The 17,722-nt window shown below is 38.2% G+C and carries 21 protein-coding genes and 2 tRNA genes; 19 read left to right on the forward strand and 4 right to left on the reverse strand.

Annotated features, from left to right (window positions below; translation table 11 throughout):
* Positions 1-8 precede the first annotated feature (8 nt).
* From ispE to panD, 7 genes are all read left to right on the forward strand, one after another.
* A complete protein-coding gene (ispE, locus tag AC1M9B_RS05640) occupies positions 9-839 on the forward strand; it encodes a 4-(cytidine 5'-diphospho)-2-C-methyl-D-erythritol kinase (RefSeq protein WP_035269285.1) in 831 nt (276 codons plus the stop codon).
* A 5-nt stretch (positions 840-844) separates the two neighbouring features.
* A tRNA-Gln gene (locus tag AC1M9B_RS05645) sits at positions 845-919 on the forward strand.
* A gap of 91 nt (positions 920-1,010) precedes the next feature.
* Positions 1,011-1,085: transfer RNA gene (locus AC1M9B_RS05650), tRNA-Gln, on the forward strand.
* A gap of 36 nt (positions 1,086-1,121) precedes the next feature.
* Positions 1,122-2,075, forward strand: a complete 954-nt coding sequence (locus AC1M9B_RS05655; protein ID WP_035269283.1) for a ribose-phosphate pyrophosphokinase — start codon at positions 1,122-1,124, stop codon at positions 2,073-2,075.
* A gap of 98 nt (positions 2,076-2,173) precedes the next feature.
* Positions 2,174-2,470 carry a 50S ribosomal protein L25 gene (rplY, locus tag AC1M9B_RS05660; protein WP_035269282.1) on the forward strand — a complete coding sequence of 99 codons (297 nt, stop codon included), beginning with the start codon at positions 2,174-2,176 and terminating at the stop codon, positions 2,468-2,470.
* A gap of 19 nt (positions 2,471-2,489) precedes the next feature.
* Complete coding sequence (gene pth / locus AC1M9B_RS05665) at positions 2,490-3,068, forward strand: aminoacyl-tRNA hydrolase (RefSeq protein WP_481608735.1); 579 nt, start codon at positions 2,490-2,492, stop codon at positions 3,066-3,068.
* A gap of 147 nt (positions 3,069-3,215) precedes the next feature.
* Positions 3,216-3,596: an aspartate 1-decarboxylase gene (gene panD / locus AC1M9B_RS05670; protein ID WP_035269276.1), complete on the forward strand. Its 381-nt coding sequence runs from the start codon at positions 3,216-3,218 to the stop codon at positions 3,594-3,596.
* 58 nt (positions 3,597-3,654) lie between these two features.
* Here panD and AC1M9B_RS05675 read toward each other — a convergent pair whose 3' ends face one another.
* Positions 3,655-4,161 carry a DUF1289 domain-containing protein gene (locus AC1M9B_RS05675; protein WP_481608736.1) on the reverse strand — a complete coding sequence of 169 codons (507 nt, stop codon included), beginning with the start codon at positions 4,159-4,161 and terminating at the stop codon, positions 3,655-3,657.
* 91 nt (positions 4,162-4,252) lie between these two features.
* Here AC1M9B_RS05675 and trhO point away from each other — a divergent pair, with 91 nt between their 5' ends.
* From trhO to AC1M9B_RS05690, 3 genes are all read left to right on the forward strand, one after another.
* Positions 4,253-5,185 (forward strand): oxygen-dependent tRNA uridine(34) hydroxylase TrhO, encoded by a 933-nt coding sequence (gene trhO, locus AC1M9B_RS05680; RefSeq protein WP_035270894.1) that lies wholly within the window; start codon positions 4,253-4,255, stop codon positions 5,183-5,185.
* A gap of 195 nt (positions 5,186-5,380) precedes the next feature.
* Positions 5,381-5,722 carry a hypothetical protein gene (locus AC1M9B_RS05685; protein WP_481608737.1) on the forward strand — a complete coding sequence of 114 codons (342 nt, stop codon included), beginning with the start codon at positions 5,381-5,383 and terminating at the stop codon, positions 5,720-5,722.
* Positions 5,723-5,789: 67 nt separating this feature from the next.
* A complete protein-coding gene (locus AC1M9B_RS05690; protein ID WP_481608738.1) occupies positions 5,790-6,398 on the forward strand; it encodes a DedA family protein in 609 nt (202 codons plus the stop codon).
* A 26-nt stretch (positions 6,399-6,424) separates the two neighbouring features.
* On the opposite strand, the gene AC1M9B_RS05695 is transcribed toward AC1M9B_RS05690, so the two are convergent.
* Positions 6,425-6,949 carry a YecA/YgfB family protein gene (locus AC1M9B_RS05695; protein ID WP_179997742.1) on the reverse strand — a complete coding sequence of 175 codons (525 nt, stop codon included), beginning with the start codon at positions 6,947-6,949 and terminating at the stop codon, positions 6,425-6,427.
* 66 nt (positions 6,950-7,015) lie between these two features.
* Entirely contained in the window at positions 7,016-7,222 is a 207-nt protein-coding gene (locus AC1M9B_RS05700) for a PA3496 family putative envelope integrity protein (protein ID WP_092766845.1), read from the reverse strand.
* Positions 7,223-7,519: 297 nt separating this feature from the next.
* On the opposite strand from AC1M9B_RS05700, the gene rpoD reads away from it, so the two are divergent.
* From rpoD to AC1M9B_RS05740, 8 genes are all read left to right on the forward strand, one after another.
* Positions 7,520-9,457, forward strand: a complete 1,938-nt coding sequence (gene rpoD, locus AC1M9B_RS05705) for an RNA polymerase sigma factor RpoD (protein WP_481597269.1) — start codon at positions 7,520-7,522, stop codon at positions 9,455-9,457.
* Positions 9,458-9,584: 127 nt separating this feature from the next.
* The gene (locus AC1M9B_RS05710; RefSeq protein WP_035270687.1) at positions 9,585-9,872 is read left to right on the forward strand and encodes a YbeD family protein; all 288 of its coding nucleotides are present in this window, start codon (positions 9,585-9,587) and stop codon (positions 9,870-9,872) included.
* A gap of 129 nt (positions 9,873-10,001) precedes the next feature.
* Entirely contained in the window at positions 10,002-10,658 is a 657-nt protein-coding gene (gene lipB, locus AC1M9B_RS05715) for a lipoyl(octanoyl) transferase LipB (protein ID WP_035267889.1), read from the forward strand.
* Between the two features lie 77 nt (positions 10,659-10,735).
* The gene (locus AC1M9B_RS05720) at positions 10,736-11,269 is read left to right on the forward strand and encodes a hypothetical protein (RefSeq protein WP_035267888.1); all 534 of its coding nucleotides are present in this window, start codon (positions 10,736-10,738) and stop codon (positions 11,267-11,269) included.
* 2 nt (positions 11,270-11,271) lie between these two features.
* On the forward strand, positions 11,272-12,456 hold the full coding sequence (locus AC1M9B_RS05725; RefSeq protein WP_481591777.1) for an iron-containing alcohol dehydrogenase: 1,185 nt from the start codon (positions 11,272-11,274) through the stop codon (positions 12,454-12,456).
* 68 nt (positions 12,457-12,524) lie between these two features.
* Positions 12,525-12,698, forward strand: a complete 174-nt coding sequence (locus AC1M9B_RS05730; protein ID WP_481594389.1) for a hypothetical protein — start codon at positions 12,525-12,527, stop codon at positions 12,696-12,698.
* Positions 12,699-12,722: 24 nt separating this feature from the next.
* Positions 12,723-14,117, forward strand: a complete 1,395-nt coding sequence (locus tag AC1M9B_RS05735; protein ID WP_481608739.1) for an APC family permease — start codon at positions 12,723-12,725, stop codon at positions 14,115-14,117.
* A gap of 307 nt (positions 14,118-14,424) precedes the next feature.
* Positions 14,425-15,942, forward strand: coding sequence for an outer membrane protein transport protein (locus AC1M9B_RS05740; RefSeq protein WP_092766849.1), 1,518 nt, complete (start codon positions 14,425-14,427; stop codon positions 15,940-15,942).
* Between the two features lie 35 nt (positions 15,943-15,977).
* Here the strand turns inward: AC1M9B_RS05740 and AC1M9B_RS05745 are convergent, their stop codons facing one another.
* A complete protein-coding gene (locus tag AC1M9B_RS05745; protein WP_481608740.1) occupies positions 15,978-16,430 on the reverse strand; it encodes a hypothetical protein in 453 nt (150 codons plus the stop codon).
* A gap of 167 nt (positions 16,431-16,597) precedes the next feature.
* On the opposite strand from AC1M9B_RS05745, the gene AC1M9B_RS05750 reads away from it, so the two are divergent.
* On the forward strand, positions 16,598-17,677 hold the full coding sequence (locus AC1M9B_RS05750) for a hypothetical protein (RefSeq protein ID WP_481608741.1): 1,080 nt from the start codon (positions 16,598-16,600) through the stop codon (positions 17,675-17,677).
* Positions 17,678-17,722 lie beyond the last annotated feature (45 nt).

The following is a 17,722-nucleotide window of genomic DNA, read 5'->3' on the forward strand; positions in this document are numbered from 1 at the left end:
GATTATTTATGATTCGTGTACCCTCCCCTGCAAAACTGAATTTGTTTTTACACATTACGGGGCGCCGTGAAAATGGTTACCATGAGTTGCAAACTATTTTTCAGTTGATAGATCTTTGTGATTGGATGGAATTTACTCCAATCTCTAACCAATCTATCTCCATTTCAGGCCTATCAGAAGTAAGTCTTGAACAAAATTTGATTTATCGTGCAATGATGATGCTGAAACCCTATGCCAAAAGTGAAAAATTAGGCATTCATGTCAACATCGAAAAAAATATACCGATGGGTGCAGGACTCGGTGGTGGCTCTTCAAATGCGGCTACCGCGTTATTAATCATGAATCAACTTTGGCAATGTGGCTTAAATCGTGATCAATTAGCAGAAATTGGTGTACAACTGGGTGCTGATGTTCCCATCTTCATCCATGGTCGTAATGCATGGGCAGAAGGTATTGGTGAACACTTAACATTCATAGACTTAGATCAAAAACAATACATTGTGTTAAAACCTGACTGTTTTATCAGCACTCAACTGCTTTTTTCACAAAAATCGTTGACAAGAGACACGAAGACCTCTAAATTTTGCGCCTATCAGATAAAGCCATCTGATTTCAGAAATAACTTTGAACCTCTGGCAAGAAGTCTATATGCTGAAGTCGATGAAGCAATGCAATATTTAGATCAGTTCGGTGTTGCAAAACTTACAGGTACAGGTGCTTGTGTTTTTACTGAAGTAACGACTGAAATGAACATTGATGACATTCTTGCTCATTCACCTTGTAAAGCTTACTTAGTGAATAGTTTAGAACAATCACCATTGAATCAAATCATCGTTTAAATGATAGGGGCGTCGCCAAGTGGTAAGGCAGCGGGTTTTGATCTCGCCATCCGTTGGTTCGAATCCAGCCGCCCCTGCCAATTTAGTTCAAAAAGACAGAACATTGGTATCATGAGTTGAGTCAAACAATCTTGACAAACCCATATAAAACCATTAAAGTTCTGCCGCATTAGGGGCGTCGCCAAGTGGTAAGGCAGCGGGTTTTGATCTCGCCATCCGTTGGTTCGAATCCAGCCGCCCCTGCCATCTCATTCTATACATTTCAACCGCCAAGGGTGCTTCATGCCCAATCTTGTCGTTTTTAGTGGAACTGCGCATCCACAATTCGCCCAAAAAGTCGTTAGCCACTTGCATATCCCTCTAGGTGCTGCATCTGTAGGTCAATTCTCTGATGGTGAAATCGCTGTCGAAATCACTGAGAATGTCCGTGGTAAAGACGTATTCATCGTTCAGCCTACTTGTGCTCCAACTAATGATAACCTTATGGAAATCTTAGTAATGGCAGATGCATTGCGTCGTGCAAGTGCTGGTCGTATCACTGCTGTGATTCCTTATTTCGGTTATGCTCGCCAAGACCGTCGTCCTCGTTCTTCACGTGTTCCAATTACTGCAAAAGTAGTAGCAGATATGCTAACAACTGTAGGTATTGACCGTGTTGTGATGATCGATCTTCATGCTGACCAAATTCAAGGTTTCTTCGACATCCCTGTAGACAACATTTACGGTACGCCAGCGCTTTTAGCTGACTTACGTCAACAGTCTCATGACAACCTTATGGTTGTTTCGCCAGACGTTGGTGGTGTTGTTCGTGCTCGTGCTGTTGCGAAACAAATGGGCGATATCGATTTAGCTATCATCGACAAACGTCGTCAAAAAGCAAATGAATCACAAGTGATGCATTTGATTGGTGATGTTAAAGATCGCGACTGTGTGATCGTTGATGACATGGTTGATACTGCTGGTACTTTATGTAAAGCCGCTGATGCATTGAAGACTTTTGGTGCGCGTCGTGTCGTAGCATATGCTACTCACCCTGTTTTATCTGGTAAAGCGATCGAGAATTTGAAAAACTCTGTTATCGACGAACTTGTTGTGACAGATACAATTCCGCTTTCAGAAGAAGCTTTAGCTCTTGGTAAGATTCGCCAAGTTTCAGTTGCGAGTATGGTTGCTGAAACAATTCGTCGTATTAACAACGAAGAATCTATTAGCGCAATGTTCGATTCTTATCTATAATAGAGCGCTAAAATTTTAAAGCCCTGCCTTTTGGTAGGGCTTTCTATCACTAGATCGGTCGCAGATCTAGTTCACTTAACTTAAATAGGATGTCTCTCATGGCAAACTTCGTATTAAATGCAGTAGCACGTGAAGAAGCAGTACAAGGGAAAGGTGCGAGCCGCCGCCTTCGTCTTCAATCTAAAGTTCCTGCTATCATCTATGGTGGTGATGCTGCACCTGTAGCAATTACACTTGAGCTTCGTCAGCTTGTTAAATACTTAGAAGACAACGCTTTCTTTGAAGAAGTAATTGAAATTGATGTTGATGGTAAAGTTGAAAGCGTTAAAATCCAAGCTTTACAACGTCACCCAGCTAAAAACACTCCAATGCACGCTGACTTCAAACGCGCATAAGTGTTGATGGTGTAAATTAGTGTCTCATATTTCACTGATTGTTGGTTTGGGCAACCCTGGTAAAGAGTATGCTCAAACCCGCCATAATGCAGGCTTCTGGTATGTAGAACGTCTTGCAGAACAATATGGCATAACACTTAAAAATGACCCTAAGTTTAATGGATTAAGTGGTCGCGGTAATGTAGAAGGACAAGATGTTCGACTTTTATTACCTTCAACCTTTATGAACCGTTCTGGTCAAAGTGTTGTACCCTTCGCAAAATTCTACCAAATCTCTCCAGAAGCAATGCTTATTGCTCACGATGAACTTGATATGGATCCAGGTATCATTCGCCTCAAAACGGGTGGTGGTCATGGTGGTCATAACGGTTTACGTGACATTGTTCCTCATACTGGCCCTAACTTCCATCGTTTACGTATTGGAATTGGACACCCTGGATCAAAAGACCGTGTATCAGGTCATGTTCTAGGTAAAGCACCCTCAAGTGAACAAACGCTCATTGACGATGCAATTCATTACGCACTAAGTCGTACAAAATTATTAGTGAATGGTGAAATTCAGCAGGCAATGAATCAAATAAATGCCTACAAGCCGTAGTTGATAAATTTAATTTTTGTTCAACAATTTTTCTTGCCACGATGAAAATTTGAGGGCAAAATGCGCTTTCAAATGCTTCACCCAAATTAAAAAACTGTTGTTTCTAGATAATAAAACAATCTTAGAACAACTCAGGAGACGCTTCCCATGCTATCTCGTTTATTAAAAGCTAAAATCCACCGTGCAGTTGTAACACAAGCTGAACTTCATTATGAAGGTTCATGTGCAATTGATGGTGTATTACTAGATTTAGCTGGTATTCGTGAATATGAAGAAATTCATATTTGGAATGTAACTAATGGCAAGCGTTTTACAACTTACGCAATCCGTGGTGAAGAAAACTCAGGCATTATTTCTGTAAATGGTGGTGCTGCTCACCAAGCAGATTTAGGTGACATTATTATTATCGCGACTTTCGGTGATTTTACTGTTGCAGAAGCTGATGCACATAAACCACGTTTGGTTTATGCAAATCCAGATAACACTGTGAATCACACAGCAAACTGTATTCCTGTCCAAGTTGCTTAATGATTGACTAAAAACTCGCTTACTTGAGCGAGTTTTTTTATAACAAATTATCATAGAATTACTCTTCATCCACCAACTGCAAGCTCTGGCTAATCCCATCTGCTCTTAACCAAGCTAATTCATAACTGGCATTCGCCAAAGCAAGAACCCGACGTTCAAACTCACTCCAGATCGGTTTAACATGTGGAGCTGAAATACCTAAACCACTCTGCTCTGCTAAATGCTTGTTTTTTTCGCAAATTTTAAGCGCATGATATAATTTTCGGCCTTTTGAAGCATTCTCCAATACTCGGATTCTTTTTGATTCAATGAATTTTTCCACCTCAGAAAGTTGAGCATGAGGAAGCATTGGAACCAAAATTTGATCCAGTTGTTGATCTAAACGCTTCCAAATACTCAGTCGTTGTTCTTCATTATAAGTATTCCATTGAATCACTTCATGATTAAAACGTCGACAACCACGACATACCGCATCACCAAACACTGTTGAACAACGTCCCGCACATGGTGTTAATGAAGGGATTCGACGCGTTGTATTCAAAATATTTTCCTCATATAAAACCATAAATTTTCTATGGCTTTCTCGCATATTTTCAAAAATCGCGTTAGAATACGCGCCTGATTTTATCCCTATATTAATACATTTGGAGTACTCCATGAACGCTACTGTAGAACAGCTTGCACCTGTAGAACAGCAAGCGACCACTGGTTGGGTTGTTGCGGCACTTTATCAATTTAAAGAAGTTGAAGATTCTCTAGCACTTCAACAAAAATTACTTGAGTTGGTAAAAACCATCAACCTATGCGGTACTCTTATCGTTGCCCATGAAGGGATTAACGGAACAGTTGCAGGTGACCGCCATGCAATTGATGTCATTCATCAATTCCTTTTAAATGAAGGATTTAATGACATGGAATATAAAGAGTCACACAGTGACGAAAAACCATTCCGTAAAATGAAAATCAAACATAAAAAAGAAATCGTGACTTTAGGTGTTCCAGTGAAACCACGCGACTTGGTTGGTCACTATCTAGACCCTAAAGAATGGAACGAACTCATTGCACGTGATGACGTGATCTTAGTCGATACAAGAAATGATTACGAGTACAAAGCAGGCACATTCAAAGGGGCAATTGATCCAAAAACTGAAACGTTCCGCGAATTCCCTGAATATGTAAAAAACAATCTTGAACAGCATAAAGATAAAAAGATTGCCATGTTTTGTACAGGCGGGATTCGTTGTGAAAAATCAACTTCACTACTTCTTCAAGAAGGCTTTAAAGAGGTATATCACCTCAAAGGTGGTATTCTTAAATATTTAGAAGAAACCCCTCCTGAAGAAAGTTTATGGGAAGGTGAATGCTTTGTTTTTGATGGTCGTACTGCGGTTACACACGGAGTGGAAGAAGGTCAAAATGTGAAGTGCCATGCTTGTGGTTGGCCATTAACCCCCGAAGAAGTAGCATTACCAAGTTACGAACATGGCGTATCATGTGTTTATTGTATCGATAAAACAACAGAAAAGCAGAAAGAAGGTTTCCGTATGCGCCAGTCTCAGATTATTGCTGCAAAACGTAAACGCCTCTAAATAAAAAATATTTTATTTAACTTACAAAAGCGTTGTATACATTACAGTGTAGATGACGCTTTTTACATTGAACAAACAAAATTTCAATTCTGATATATCACCATTACAAAGTTATTTTATAACAACACAAAACACATGAAGTCATTCAGATAAATTTAATACGAAGGAAATAAATTTAGCTCAAGGATGAAAATCATGAATCGAGTGCCATTCAAATATCTTCCTGTTCGACGGAATTTTGCTCACCATAATCATTTAGATCGTGTATCAGCTGTACCGACACATTTAAAATTTATATATCTCGATTCACATAATTCTGATGTTAAATTGCATATACGTAACCAATCCCATTATTTTATCGTAACGTTAGGTGCTTGTATCGGCGCAATTATTGCTTTAGCAATCGGTTTTCAGATGAGAGATTCAATGAGTCTTATCTTCATCATCAGCATAGCTCCCCTTCTCGTCAGCTATATCCTACGAGAAGTCTATGTTCATACACTTATACAAATTCAACATCCTAAATTAATGCATTAACTTAATTTCACTGTATTTTTTCTTAAAAACATCTAGCATAGGTTTAACTTTAAAATACAAATCACTTATGAAAGATTGGATCATTTCAGTGATGGAGCAATTGGGCTATTTCGGCATTGCTCTATTGATGTTTCTCGATAATGTTTTTCCACCTATACCCTCAGAGATTATTATGCCTTCAGCTGGCTATACCGCTTCTCAGGGTCAATTACTTTTGATCGGTGTCATTATTTCAGGAAGTATAGGTTCGCTCTTAGCTGCCGCTACGCTGTATTGGTTAGGACGTAAGATCTCTGATCAAAAGCTCTATACGTTCGTTGAAAAATATGGCAAGTATTTATTTATTAAAGTAGCTGATGTTGATAAATCATTAGAATGGTTTGAAAGATATGGACATCGAATCGTTTTTTTTGGACGTATGGTTCCAGCAGTACGATCTCTGATTAGTATACCTGCAGGCATGAGCAAAATGCCTTTTGTAAAGTTTATGTTTTATAGTGGTTTAGGCACGGTTATATGGACCACCTTTTTAGCATATGTGGGTTATTATTTTGGAAATAATACTGAAATGATGCACAAAATATTTAGCCAAGTAAGCTATCTAATTATTGCTATTGTGATCAGCATAATCATTTGGATTGTGTACCGCAGACAAAAAAGAAAGAACTCAAAATAAAAAAAGCACCTTACGGTGCTTTTTAATTAGTTCGGCGTATGATACATCAAATATAATTCATTCAAGTTATCTGGAATTTCTTCTGCAAGCTCATCCATCAATTGACCGTTACGGCGGAAAGACTCCATTTGAGGATCTTCTTCGTCAACACCACTGAATACCATAATTGGCAGAGTGAGATCAACTAATTGCTCTTCAAACTCAGGTGTGAACCATGCATCTTCATTTAAGAACATTGCATCGACAAAGCCTACACTCCAATCCCCAAGGCTTGACTCTACATCTGCTTCTTCAATTTCAAAAGGAAATTCAATACCTTCTTCATTGGCAAGTTTTTGACGTAAATCTTCTAACCAAAGTTTAATTTGAGCTACGATCTCTGCAGGCACTTTCTTTTGATTATTGTCAAATAACTCATCCAACCAACGATCAAATTGAGGACCTACAGCTGTCGCACACAAAAAACCATGAGTTGCAGCAAAATCTAGACCATGCTCATTTTGGTCGCCATCTAAGTAGTCACTTAACAAGTCTAAATCTAATGCACTCATTATATTTCCAAAGGTTGTATCTTAATTTCGTAGAATAACATTTTAGATCAGGATACCCAATCTAATTTAGTCTTCATCATCGTCGAAATCATCATCGTCAAAATCATATTCAAGATCTTTCAATTCACGATCTAAACGACGCTGTGCAAGTAAGTCATCAATCAAGCGACGCTTTTCTAATGATTCTTTGGCGCTAATTTTGCTCGTAGTTTCATCAAAACTAACATCATCATCACCGTAGTTATCATCTAGTTCAAAATCTGTAGAAGACACTAAAACTACCTCATGTGTGAAAAAATGAATGGGGCTAGGCGCTATTTATCTTTGTTCAGAATACTTGTCAAGTTTTATTTTATTTTTCGCTGATATTTATACAAATTTTAGTTTTTTTTGGACAAAAAAATATGTCATTATTTAATCAAGGATCAGAGCCTTATTGTTGGTTTAAAATAAAAAGCATGATGTGCTTGAAATGAACAATTTTGACCCAATATTGACTTAAATAGCTTAATTCATTGGTTTTCAAAACCAATTATACTGAGTTAATACGATACTAAAGATAAGTTAATTGTGCTAGAATGCACGGTTTTTCCCCGCCACAGATTCAACGAGAAGAGAGCAAAGATGAGCGATATGCATTCCCCTACTTCACAAGTAGCGGCTCTGATTAGCCGAGGCAAAGAACAAGGTTACTTAACCTACGCTGAGGTTAACGATCATCTCCCAGACTCGATCACTGAAAGCGAACAGATTGAAGATATCATTCAGATGCTTCAAGACGTCGGTATTCCTGTACACGAACGTGCGCCAGAATCTGACGATGCAATGTTTGATGGTAGTAGCGCAGAAACGACTGACGAAGTTGCTGAAGAAGAAGCAGCAGCAGTTTTAGCATCTGTAGAAAATGAGCCTGGTCGTACAACTGACCCTGTTCGTATGTATATGCGAGAAATGGGAACAGTTGAACTGTTGACTCGTGAAGGCGAAATTCAGATTGCAAAACGTATCGAAGAAGGTATTCGTGACGTTTTAAACTCAATTGCTTATTGGCCAAATGCGGTTGAAGTTGTATTACAAGAATATAAAGATTACGAAACTGGCGAGCGTCGTTTAGCCGATATTCTTTCAGGCTATTTAGATCCAGAGTCTGATGAAGAAATTCCAGAAGTTTTAGAAGAAGTTGATGCTGATCTTGAAGAAGAAACAGAGACTAAACCAACTAAAGATGTAAAACTTGATGACGATGATGAAGAAGAGTCTGAAAGTGATGATGATTCTGAGGGTGATTCAGGTCCAGACCCTGAAATCGCAAAAGTGCGTTTTGCAGAGTTAGAAGCTGCGTGGAATGCGACTAAAGATGCGATCGCAAAACATGGTCGTAACAGTAAAGAAGGTAAAGCAGCTCTTGAGTCGCTCGCAACCGTCTTTATGATGTTTAAGTTCACACCACGTTTGTTTGACATCATTTCTGAAATGATTCGTGGTACGCATGAACAAATTCGTACAGCAGAACGTGAAGTAATGCGCTACGCAGTTCGTCGTGGTCGTATGGATCGTACTCAATTCCGTACAACGTTCCCTGGTCAAGAATCAAACCCATCTTGGTTAGATGAGCAAATTGCTAAAGCCACTGCTGACCAAAAACCATACTTAGAGAAAGTACGCCCTGACGTTCTTGCTTTCCAACAAAAAATCGCTGATATCGAAAAAGATCTAGACCTTACTGTACTTGAAATTAAAGATATTTCTAAACGTATGGCGATTGGTGAAGCAAAAGCACGTCGTGCTAAAAAAGAAATGGTTGAGGCGAACTTACGTTTGGTCATCTCCATTGCGAAAAAATATACCAACCGTGGTTTACAGTTCCTCGATCTGATTCAGGAAGGTAACATCGGCTTGATGAAAGCCGTAGATAAGTTTGAATACCGTCGTGGTTATAAGTTCTCGACTTATGCAACTTGGTGGATTCGTCAGGCGATTACACGTTCAATTGCTGACCAAGCACGTACGATTCGTATCCCTGTACATATGATTGAAACCATTAACAAGATCAACCGCGTATCTCGTCAATTGCTTCAAGAAATGGGACGTGAACCTACGCCTGAAGAGTTAGGTGAACGCCTTGAAATGGATGAAGTCAAAGTTCGTAAAGTGCTTAAGATCGCTAAAGAACCAATTTCGATGGAGACACCGATCGGTGATGATGAAGACTCACATCTTGGTGACTTCATTGAAGATGGTAACATCACTTCACCAGTTGATGCTGCCACTTCAGAAGGCTTGAAAGAAGCAACACGTGAGGTACTTGAAAACCTCACTGAACGTGAAGCTAAAGTCTTGAAGATGCGTTTTGGTATTGATATGCCGACGGACCACACGTTGGAAGAAGTTGGTAAACAGTTTGATGTAACACGCGAACGTATTCGACAGATCGAAGCAAAAGCGTTACGTAAATTACGTCATCCATCGCGTTCTGAACATTTACGCTCGTTCCTTGAGAATGACTAATCTATCCATAGGATAATACAGGCTTGAATATGGGGGACACTCCCCCATAATATAAAGCATGTAGCAAATAATTCTAAATACCTGCGCCTAGCAGGTATTTTTACTAATGAGGTGTCCTATGACTGACATGATCGATCGCACTCCATCACGCGAACTACAAGAACATCTTTGGGTGTTTCCGATGGATTATCCAATTAAATTGATTGGTCTTGCAGGTGAGGATTTACGCAAAGCCGTGAATGACATTTTTGTTAAACATTTCCCTGATTTTGATGGGAATGCAATGACAGTGACACCATCGCGTACAGGCAAGTATCATTCAATTACTGCGCAACTTCGTTTTGAAGAGCTTGAGCAAGTACATCAAGTATATGCAGACTTGGCTGCTTGCCCTTTAATTAAAACTGCACTTTAATAAAAAAACACGCTTCATGCGTGTTTTTTTATGTTTGTTAATTATTCATCAAGTATGTGCCTAGGTCACACTTAATTCAACAATATTGTCTATAATAAAACTCATTTTTGAATTTGAGCCTTAACCTCCGTGGATGTCAAAACCAAACCTCAATTGATTATTCGTCACTATACCCAAACCACTTCTTATGAAGATCGCTTCCAAGAAATGAAGCTGATGACAGAACAGCGTGACGAACAAACAGCAGATGAATTTTGGATTTTGCAGCACAATTCTGTGCTTACCCAAGGACAAGCTGGCAAACCAGAACATATATTAGTGCCTAGCCATATCCCAGTTGTTCAAACTGATCGTGGTGGACAAGTCACTTGGCATGGTCCAGGACAATTAGTTGCATATTTTATGTTTGATTTAAATCGATTAGGCTGGAATGTCCGTACTTTAGTCAGCTATGCAGAAAATGTCATGATCGATTTATTAAAAAAATACGGTATCGAAGCTTATGCTAAACCAGATGCACCTGGTGTTTATGTTGATGGTAGAAAAATTGGATCTCTGGGCTTTAAAATCCGAAAAGGTCGCAGTTATCATGGACTCTCACTTAATATAGATTGTGACCTGGAAGGCTTCCAAACTATTAATCCATGTGGTTATGCAGGTCTTGAAATGGTCAGAATCTCTGATTTGATAAATCCCTACCCAAGTTTTGATATGTTAGTTCAAGACCTCATTGCCTATCTAAAAAAAAGTGACCTGTTCAGTCAAATTATCGTGAATGATCATTAAAACTCCTTTACTTTGTCATTAGATAATTTTAGAGTATTTACTCTAAATTATAAAACTATGTGATAAGGGACAAGTGAGTGATTTCTATTAACTCTGTAAAGCCCGCGCTAGAACAAGCTTATGTCAAACTCATGCTTGACGTGATTGGCAGAGGCTTAGCGATGGCAAGTCAAGTCGATGAAGAAATAAAACAGGAAATTGCTAAATTTCCTGTCGGCTTCACGATTTCAATGGACGTTTTCAACAGTGATGCAGCATTTATTGCACAAGTGAATCCACAACATCAACTTGTCTTAATCGACCATGCATCAAAAAAACCAGATTTAACGATTACCTTTAAACATATGCATCATGCTTTTTTGGTATTTTCTTTCCAAGAAAGTACTGCACAAGCATTTGCAAATGACCGTATGATTGCTGATGGCGATTTAGGTCATGCAATACGTTTAGTGCGTTGTCTGAATAAAATGGAAGCCCTTATTCTTCCAAAATTAGTCGCTGAACTTGCAGTCAAAGAATATCCAGTCAATCTGTCATTAAAAGAAAAATTGACAGGTGCAGCAAATATTTATCTCAAAGTTGCTCAGTCATATATTAAAGGGAGTGCTTAAGCATGGCTAAACCATATTATGAATTTTTCTGTCCAGTTAAAGTGATTGCTGGTAATGCTGCGCTTGAACACATTCCATTTGAGCTAGATTCAATGGGTTCAAAAAAACCACTCATCATCACAGACAAAGGCGTACGTGCCAATGGTCTACTTGAACCAGTGGAAGCTGCTTTTGCAGCGACAGAAGTAAAAATTGGCTCAATTTTTGATGAAGTTCCACCGGACTCAAGTTTAGAAACAGTAAAAGCCGTGACTGAGATGTATCGTAACAATCAATGCGATGCCATCATTGCAATTGGGGGTGGTTCAGTCATCGACACAGCAAAAGCTGCCAATATTCTCGTCTCCGAAGGAGGCGATGATCTGCTGAAATATTCAGGAGCTCACAACCTACCTCGCCCATTAAAGCCTTTTTTTGTTATCCCAACAACATCAGGTACAGGCTCTGAAGTCACGATGGTTGCTGTGGTTTCAGATACAGCGAATAATCAAAAAATGGCATTTGCTTCAAAATATTTAATGCCTAGTGCTGCAATTTTAGATCCACGTATGACTTTAACATTACCTCCACACCTGACAGCAATGACAGGAATGGATGCAATGACACATGCAGTTGAGGCCTATACGTGTTTGGCAGCGAATCCTATCAGTGATGCTTACGCTACTGCTGCAATTAAAAAAATTAGTGAAAACTTGTTTAAAGTTTTGGAAAATCCAAAAGATGCTGATGCCCGTTTAGAACTTGCTCAAGCATCAACCATGGCTGGTATTGCATTCTCAAACGCAATGGTCGGTATTGTTCACTCCCTTGGACACGCTCTAGGTGCAGTTGCTCACTTACCACATGGTTTGTGCATGAACTTATTCCTCCCTTATGTGCTTGATTACAACAAGGATGTGAATGGCGATAAGATTGCTGATCTGTTATTACCGCTTGCAGGTACTGATATCTATGCACAGACACCAGCAAATCAACGTGCAGATAAAGCTATTGCGATTATCAACACAATGCGTGATCGAATTTATGATTTAACTAAACTGCCACGTACATTACGTGAGACAGGCAAAGTTACGCAATCTCAATTAGATGAAGTTGCCGAAAAAGCGTTAAATGACGGATCAATCATTTTCAACCCTAAAGAAGCAACATTAAAAGATTTAAAATCTATCTTAGAAAAAGCTTGGTAAATTTCTCAAAATAAGTAAAGATACGCTTAAAACTAGCCTGATGTTTTTTTAGACATCAGGCTTTTCATTTGTTAGTTGTTTTAACTCATGAGTTCAATACTTTTGGCATAAATCCTGCTAAAAAACTCACACAAACTACTGACAAACTGCACCAATATGGTTTAGATTGGCGCACTTTTGAAAAAACATTAGGGGGGATCGTTCGTCTCAAACGATCCTTAATTGATTTGACTGATCCTTGATCAACGATTAAGAGGATAAAGCCGTTGACTAATATAACTGGGACTCAATCGGCAGCTAAACTGCAAAAAACGCTAGGACTCTGGCACATCATTATTATCGGTTTAGCTTATATTCAGCCAATGACGTTGTTTGATACTTTCGGTTTGGTATCAGAAGAAAGTAATTTCCACGTTCCTACATCATATATTTTCGCACTTGTTGCAATCCTGCTGACTTCATTGAGTTATGGTCATATGATCCGTAGATATCCATCTTCAGGTTCAGCGTATACCTATGCTCAAAAATCTATCCACCCTAACGTTGGTTTTATGGTTGGCTGGTCATCATGGTTAGATTACCTGCTCTCACCTATGGTCAACATCATCCTTGCGGTGATTTATCTTGAGGCTTTATTCCCTGATGTCAATCATTGGGTCTGGGTCATTGTGTTAACAGCATTTATGACAGGTATTAACCTTCGTGGTGCGCGATTTGTTGCAAATTTCAACAGCATAATTGTATTCGTACAATTAATTGTGATCGCTGTATTTACATGGATGGTCTATACCAAGCTCCAAATGGGATATAACGCGGATGGTCCAATCTCTGCTGAACAACGCTACCAACTTTGGAGTTTAGAACCATTTTGGAATGAGTTAACTTCAGTGGGTGCCTTAATCACAGGTGCGACATTACTCTGCTTCTCATTCACAGGATTTGACTCACTCAGTTCTCTCGCTGAAGAAACTAAAGATACTGAGAAAACGCTACCAAAAGCGATTTTCTTAACTGCGTTAATTGCAGGGATTATCTTTATCGTCAGCACTTATTTCATGCAGATCTATTTCCCTAATAATCCGGGATCATACTTCCAGAATATTGCAGAAACTCAACCTGAAATTTTGTTGTTGGTTGGTGGATCTTTGTTCCAGTCTTATGTACTTGCATTTGCCATCATTACTGTTATGGCATCAGGTATTTCTGCACATGCAGGTGTATCACGCCTCATGTATGTTATGGGACGCGATGGTGTCATCAATAAGAAAATTTTTGGTCACATCAGCCCTAAAAACTTCACTCCATCATATAACATCATGATTGTAGGTGCAGTCGCATTAACCGCTGGTTTTATGGATTTAGACTTTGTCATTTCATTAATTAGCTTCGGTGCTTTAACAGCATTTAGCTTTGTGAACTTATCTGTTATCTCACGGTATGCGTTACGCGATGGTCGTACTAAAACAGCGAAAGAAATTATTAATTTCGTTATCGTACCATTACTCGGCTTTATTGCAGTATTTGCATTGTGGCTTGAGGTCGATCAAGCATCGCTTAAATATGGTTTGATTTGGGCGATTGGTGGTATTTTGTATTTAGGTTATAAAACCAAAGGCTTTAAATACCCTGCTCCTCAACATGATGAGTTTAATGATCGTTAAAAATTGATTTTTTAGAAAAGGCGCTTAGGCGCCTTTTTTTATTATGCAAATTGACCAAAATGATCAAACATCAATCAAAATTTCTGATTTAAAAAATAAACTCTACATCCTAATAGGCAGCTTTATTTCAAAATAATGAGACAAATAACACATTTAAACGCAAATACATGAAATTAAATAAAAAATGATTGGCAAAAAATTACATATTTGTCAGGATACTCATTGACCAAAAATTACACGATGTGTATAAAGAGCAAAATATTTGAGTAAAAGCTCTAATAATATTCATTACACAGGGAATGTAATAATGCGTTTGAATACACTTACTGGGGCGATTTTGGTCGCAATGTTTCCAACCGCGGGCGCTTATGCTGCAGCTATGGATCGTTCAGGCCAATCGATGAATGGCTTTTTACAGCCAGGAAACTATGTAGATTTTAGTTATTCAATTTTGGATGCTGATCTTTCAGGAACAATGAGAACTGAACCTTCGGGCCCTGCATCTGCAGGATTAAGAGACCCGAATGGTTGGAATATGCCTACAGCAGATGATATTAACGCAGGTGGGGAAATTGCGGGCTCAAATTTAAGTGATATTGCAGACACGTTCGGATTTGCAAATATTAATTTAAAATTTCAAGTGACTGACAATATTTCATTAGGTTTAATTTATGACCAACCTTTCGGAGCAAAAGCCTCTTATTCAAATTCTGATAAAAAACATTCCAGAGTCAACAGCTCAGGACGATTGCCATTAGGTGACCTTGAATCTGCGACAAAATATGGTGCATTTCACAGTGAGTATGGCAGTACAGAGGCTGAAGTTTCGACAAATAGTTTATCTCTAGTCGTAGGCTTCCAACCTAATGAACACCTTAATTTTTATGCAGGCCCAGTTTATCAAACAGTAAAAGGTGATCTTAGTTTACAAGGAACTGCTTACAGTCTGTTGGGAGGTTATTTATGTAATTCACAGACTAGTGGTGTAGCACTGTGTAGTACTTTTAAGGAAAAAGGTACAGGTTCAAGAGATCTTCTTGGTCGTGATACAAGAAAAGATTATCAAGGCTATAAAGCAAGTATGCCTGAAGAAGGTGCTTTTGGTTGGCTAGCGGGTGCTGCATTTCAAATTCCTGAAATTGCATTAAGAGCTTCATTAACCTACAGATCAAAAATTTCTTATTCAGTTCAAGCTGAAGAAAGTATGCCTGAAGTGATTACAGATACATTACCTATTGTACATCCTGGGTGGCATATTGTAGATAAAATTGGGGCACTTGGTACCGACTACCAATATACAGAAGGTAAAACCTCAGCATCAACTCCACAATCAGTTAACCTAGATTTCCAATCAGGTATCATGGCTGATACATTAGCTTATATCAATTTACGTTGGGTAGATTGGTCTGAGTTCAAAATCCGTCCATACAAATTTGGAGTTTTAACTTCTTCTATTACGGAGGGACAAGGTAAAGGACCTCGTGGTTTCGACTTAATCGCTTATGAAAAAGATCAAATATCTGCAACATTCGGTATTGCAAGAAAATTAAATGAAAAACTCGCATTGACCATTATCGGAGGATGGGACTCTGGTGCAGGTGAATATGTTTCAACTTTAGGTCCATCTGAAGGTTTTTGGAGTGCAGGATTAGGTGGTCAGTACAGCTTTAATAAAAATACATTCATTCAAGCGGGTGCACGATATTTTTGGTTAGGTGATGCAAAAGCTCAATCTGCTAGTTGGTTCGGAACCGATCGCTATGATGCAGATTTTAAAGACAATACAGCTATTGGATATAGCTTTAAAATTGGTTACCGTTTCTAGAGTTTAAAAAGCACGGATTCTTCATCCGTGCTTTTTTAAATTAATCGACAACTAAAACCTAATTTAGTATCAATTTGATTATCTTTGAATCCCAAATACTCAATAAACCTGTTTCGATCATCCACAATTTTCTGTTCATCTATAGACATACGATGGCGATTTTTTTGCGCTAAAGAATATGTTTCATCTACAGAAGCTTGATATATATGACATAATTCAAGCTGTTTCTTACTTTTTAACACCAAATTTTTTCCTGTCCGCTCGAAATCATTTCGTTTTAACGCCGTACTCCAATTTTCCAAATTTTTGAACATTTTTACTTTCATCTGAGCTAATGCTTGATCGATTTCCTGTTGAGTCAATGGATTAATATTATTTAAATCCGCTTGTTCTTTATTTTCATTTTGTGCCATCACTTTAGAGGTCGTCATTCCTGCACAGATGATTACTATAATTCCATAGCTGTATTTTTTAATGTTTTTAATCATACATCCCCGTATCTAATTTATTTCGATAAATTTATGTTCGTATTAGACAACTGATATTTTAAAAAAGCCATTTTAATAATGTAATAGATTGAAATATTAAGGGATTAAGGCATTTTTTTTGCATTATCAATTCACTGATTTAATTATATATTTTTGGTATTGAATTTATGAAAAAAATGTTTCCATTAGGCTGTGCTGGACTAGGCATACAAGCCTCATCATTTGAACATCCAGTATCTCTTAAAGAACCATCAATAATGGAAAAATTCGATCTACTTGCAGAATCGAGCGTGTGGGATTTTATCGATCACATTCCGACTCATCGTGAAATGATTGATGATTACATTAAAGGGAGTCAAAAATACAATATTCCAGTTTATTCAGGTTACGGATGCTATATTTGGGGAGAACATGAAAAAATATTCAAAGAAAATATCGAGCTATCATGTGCCGTAGGCGCCAAATACCACAACATTATGCTTGCAGCAAAAGACAGTAAATTCAACTATCTTAATGATCAACAAGTTGCTGATGCCTATTTATATTTTTATGAGTATGCTCAAAGTAAGGGTATAACCATTACCTTTGAAAATCACGTAGATAATTGGTCTGAAGATTATCGCCGGGTAGAGAAAGTTGCAGCTTTAGTCAATCATCAAGGTATTCCATTTAAAATGGCGATGGACTATAGCCACTGTATTTTCAAAATCGAAAATCCAATCGAATCTTATATCTCTTTTCAACATGACCAAGAAGCGATTAGAAAGCTTGATCCTTTCAACTGCGATAGTTTTGCAGATGATTGGTTAAATCAAAATTTGGTACATTGGGGGCAAATACGTCCTGCGGTTCCAAACGGGCCATTAAATACATGGTCCCAAGAATACAGTCCATGGGAAGGTCACGGTCTTAATCGCCCTGGAAGAGGCATTCAATACCCATTTAGGCAGCCACCAAAAAATGCGTGTCCCCATGATGAATGGCATGCATATAAATTAAGCTGCACCCAAGAGGTCATTCGCAAGATGATTGACCATTATTTGGATCATGAGGATACAAATATTGAAATCATGACCGTGGATAATATTAATTTATGGTCCTATGGTTTGGGTTGGAAATATAATATGTTTGCAGATAGCTGCGACATAGCGCGCTATATTAGACAAATATATGCGGAAAGAGCATCAATTCATTATGCTAAAAAAGGGCTAAGTTCTGAGGACTTTATCAATCAATATCGCTCATAAATCATTAGAATAATTAAAAAAAAGCATTATATAGATAATGCTTTT

It is taken from the genome of Acinetobacter sp. ANC_7513 (assembly GCF_056779915.1).

What these genes read in the sequence shown, in the direction of transcription:
- ispE (WP_035269285.1), top strand. Translation starts at nt 9, where the DNA reads ATGATTCGTGTACCCTCCCCTGCAAAACTGAATTTGTTTTTACACATT.
- AC1M9B_RS05655 (WP_035269283.1), top strand. Translation starts at nt 1,122, where the DNA reads ATGCCCAATCTTGTCGTTTTTAGTGGAACTGCGCATCCACAATTCGCC.
- rplY (WP_035269282.1), top strand. Translation starts at nt 2,174, where the DNA reads ATGGCAAACTTCGTATTAAATGCAGTAGCACGTGAAGAAGCAGTACAA.
- panD (WP_035269276.1), top strand. Translation starts at nt 3,216, where the DNA reads ATGCTATCTCGTTTATTAAAAGCTAAAATCCACCGTGCAGTTGTAACA.
- AC1M9B_RS05675 (WP_481608736.1), bottom strand. Translation starts at nt 4,161, where the DNA reads ATGGTTTTATATGAGGAAAATATTTTGAATACAACGCGTCGAATCCCT.
- trhO (WP_035270894.1), top strand. Translation starts at nt 4,253, where the DNA reads ATGAACGCTACTGTAGAACAGCTTGCACCTGTAGAACAGCAAGCGACC.
- AC1M9B_RS05685 (WP_481608737.1), top strand. Translation starts at nt 5,381, where the DNA reads ATGAATCGAGTGCCATTCAAATATCTTCCTGTTCGACGGAATTTTGCT.
- AC1M9B_RS05690 (WP_481608738.1), top strand. Translation starts at nt 5,790, where the DNA reads ATGAAAGATTGGATCATTTCAGTGATGGAGCAATTGGGCTATTTCGGC.
- AC1M9B_RS05695 (WP_179997742.1), bottom strand. Translation starts at nt 6,949, where the DNA reads ATGAGTGCATTAGATTTAGACTTGTTAAGTGACTACTTAGATGGCGAC.
- AC1M9B_RS05710 (WP_035270687.1), top strand. Translation starts at nt 9,585, where the DNA reads ATGATCGATCGCACTCCATCACGCGAACTACAAGAACATCTTTGGGTG.
- AC1M9B_RS05725 (WP_481591777.1), top strand. Translation starts at nt 11,272, where the DNA reads ATGGCTAAACCATATTATGAATTTTTCTGTCCAGTTAAAGTGATTGCT.
- AC1M9B_RS05740 (WP_092766849.1), top strand. Translation starts at nt 14,425, where the DNA reads ATGCGTTTGAATACACTTACTGGGGCGATTTTGGTCGCAATGTTTCCA.
- AC1M9B_RS05745 (WP_481608740.1), bottom strand. Translation starts at nt 16,430, where the DNA reads ATGATTAAAAACATTAAAAAATACAGCTATGGAATTATAGTAATCATC.
- AC1M9B_RS05750 (WP_481608741.1), top strand. Translation starts at nt 16,598, where the DNA reads ATGAAAAAAATGTTTCCATTAGGCTGTGCTGGACTAGGCATACAAGCC.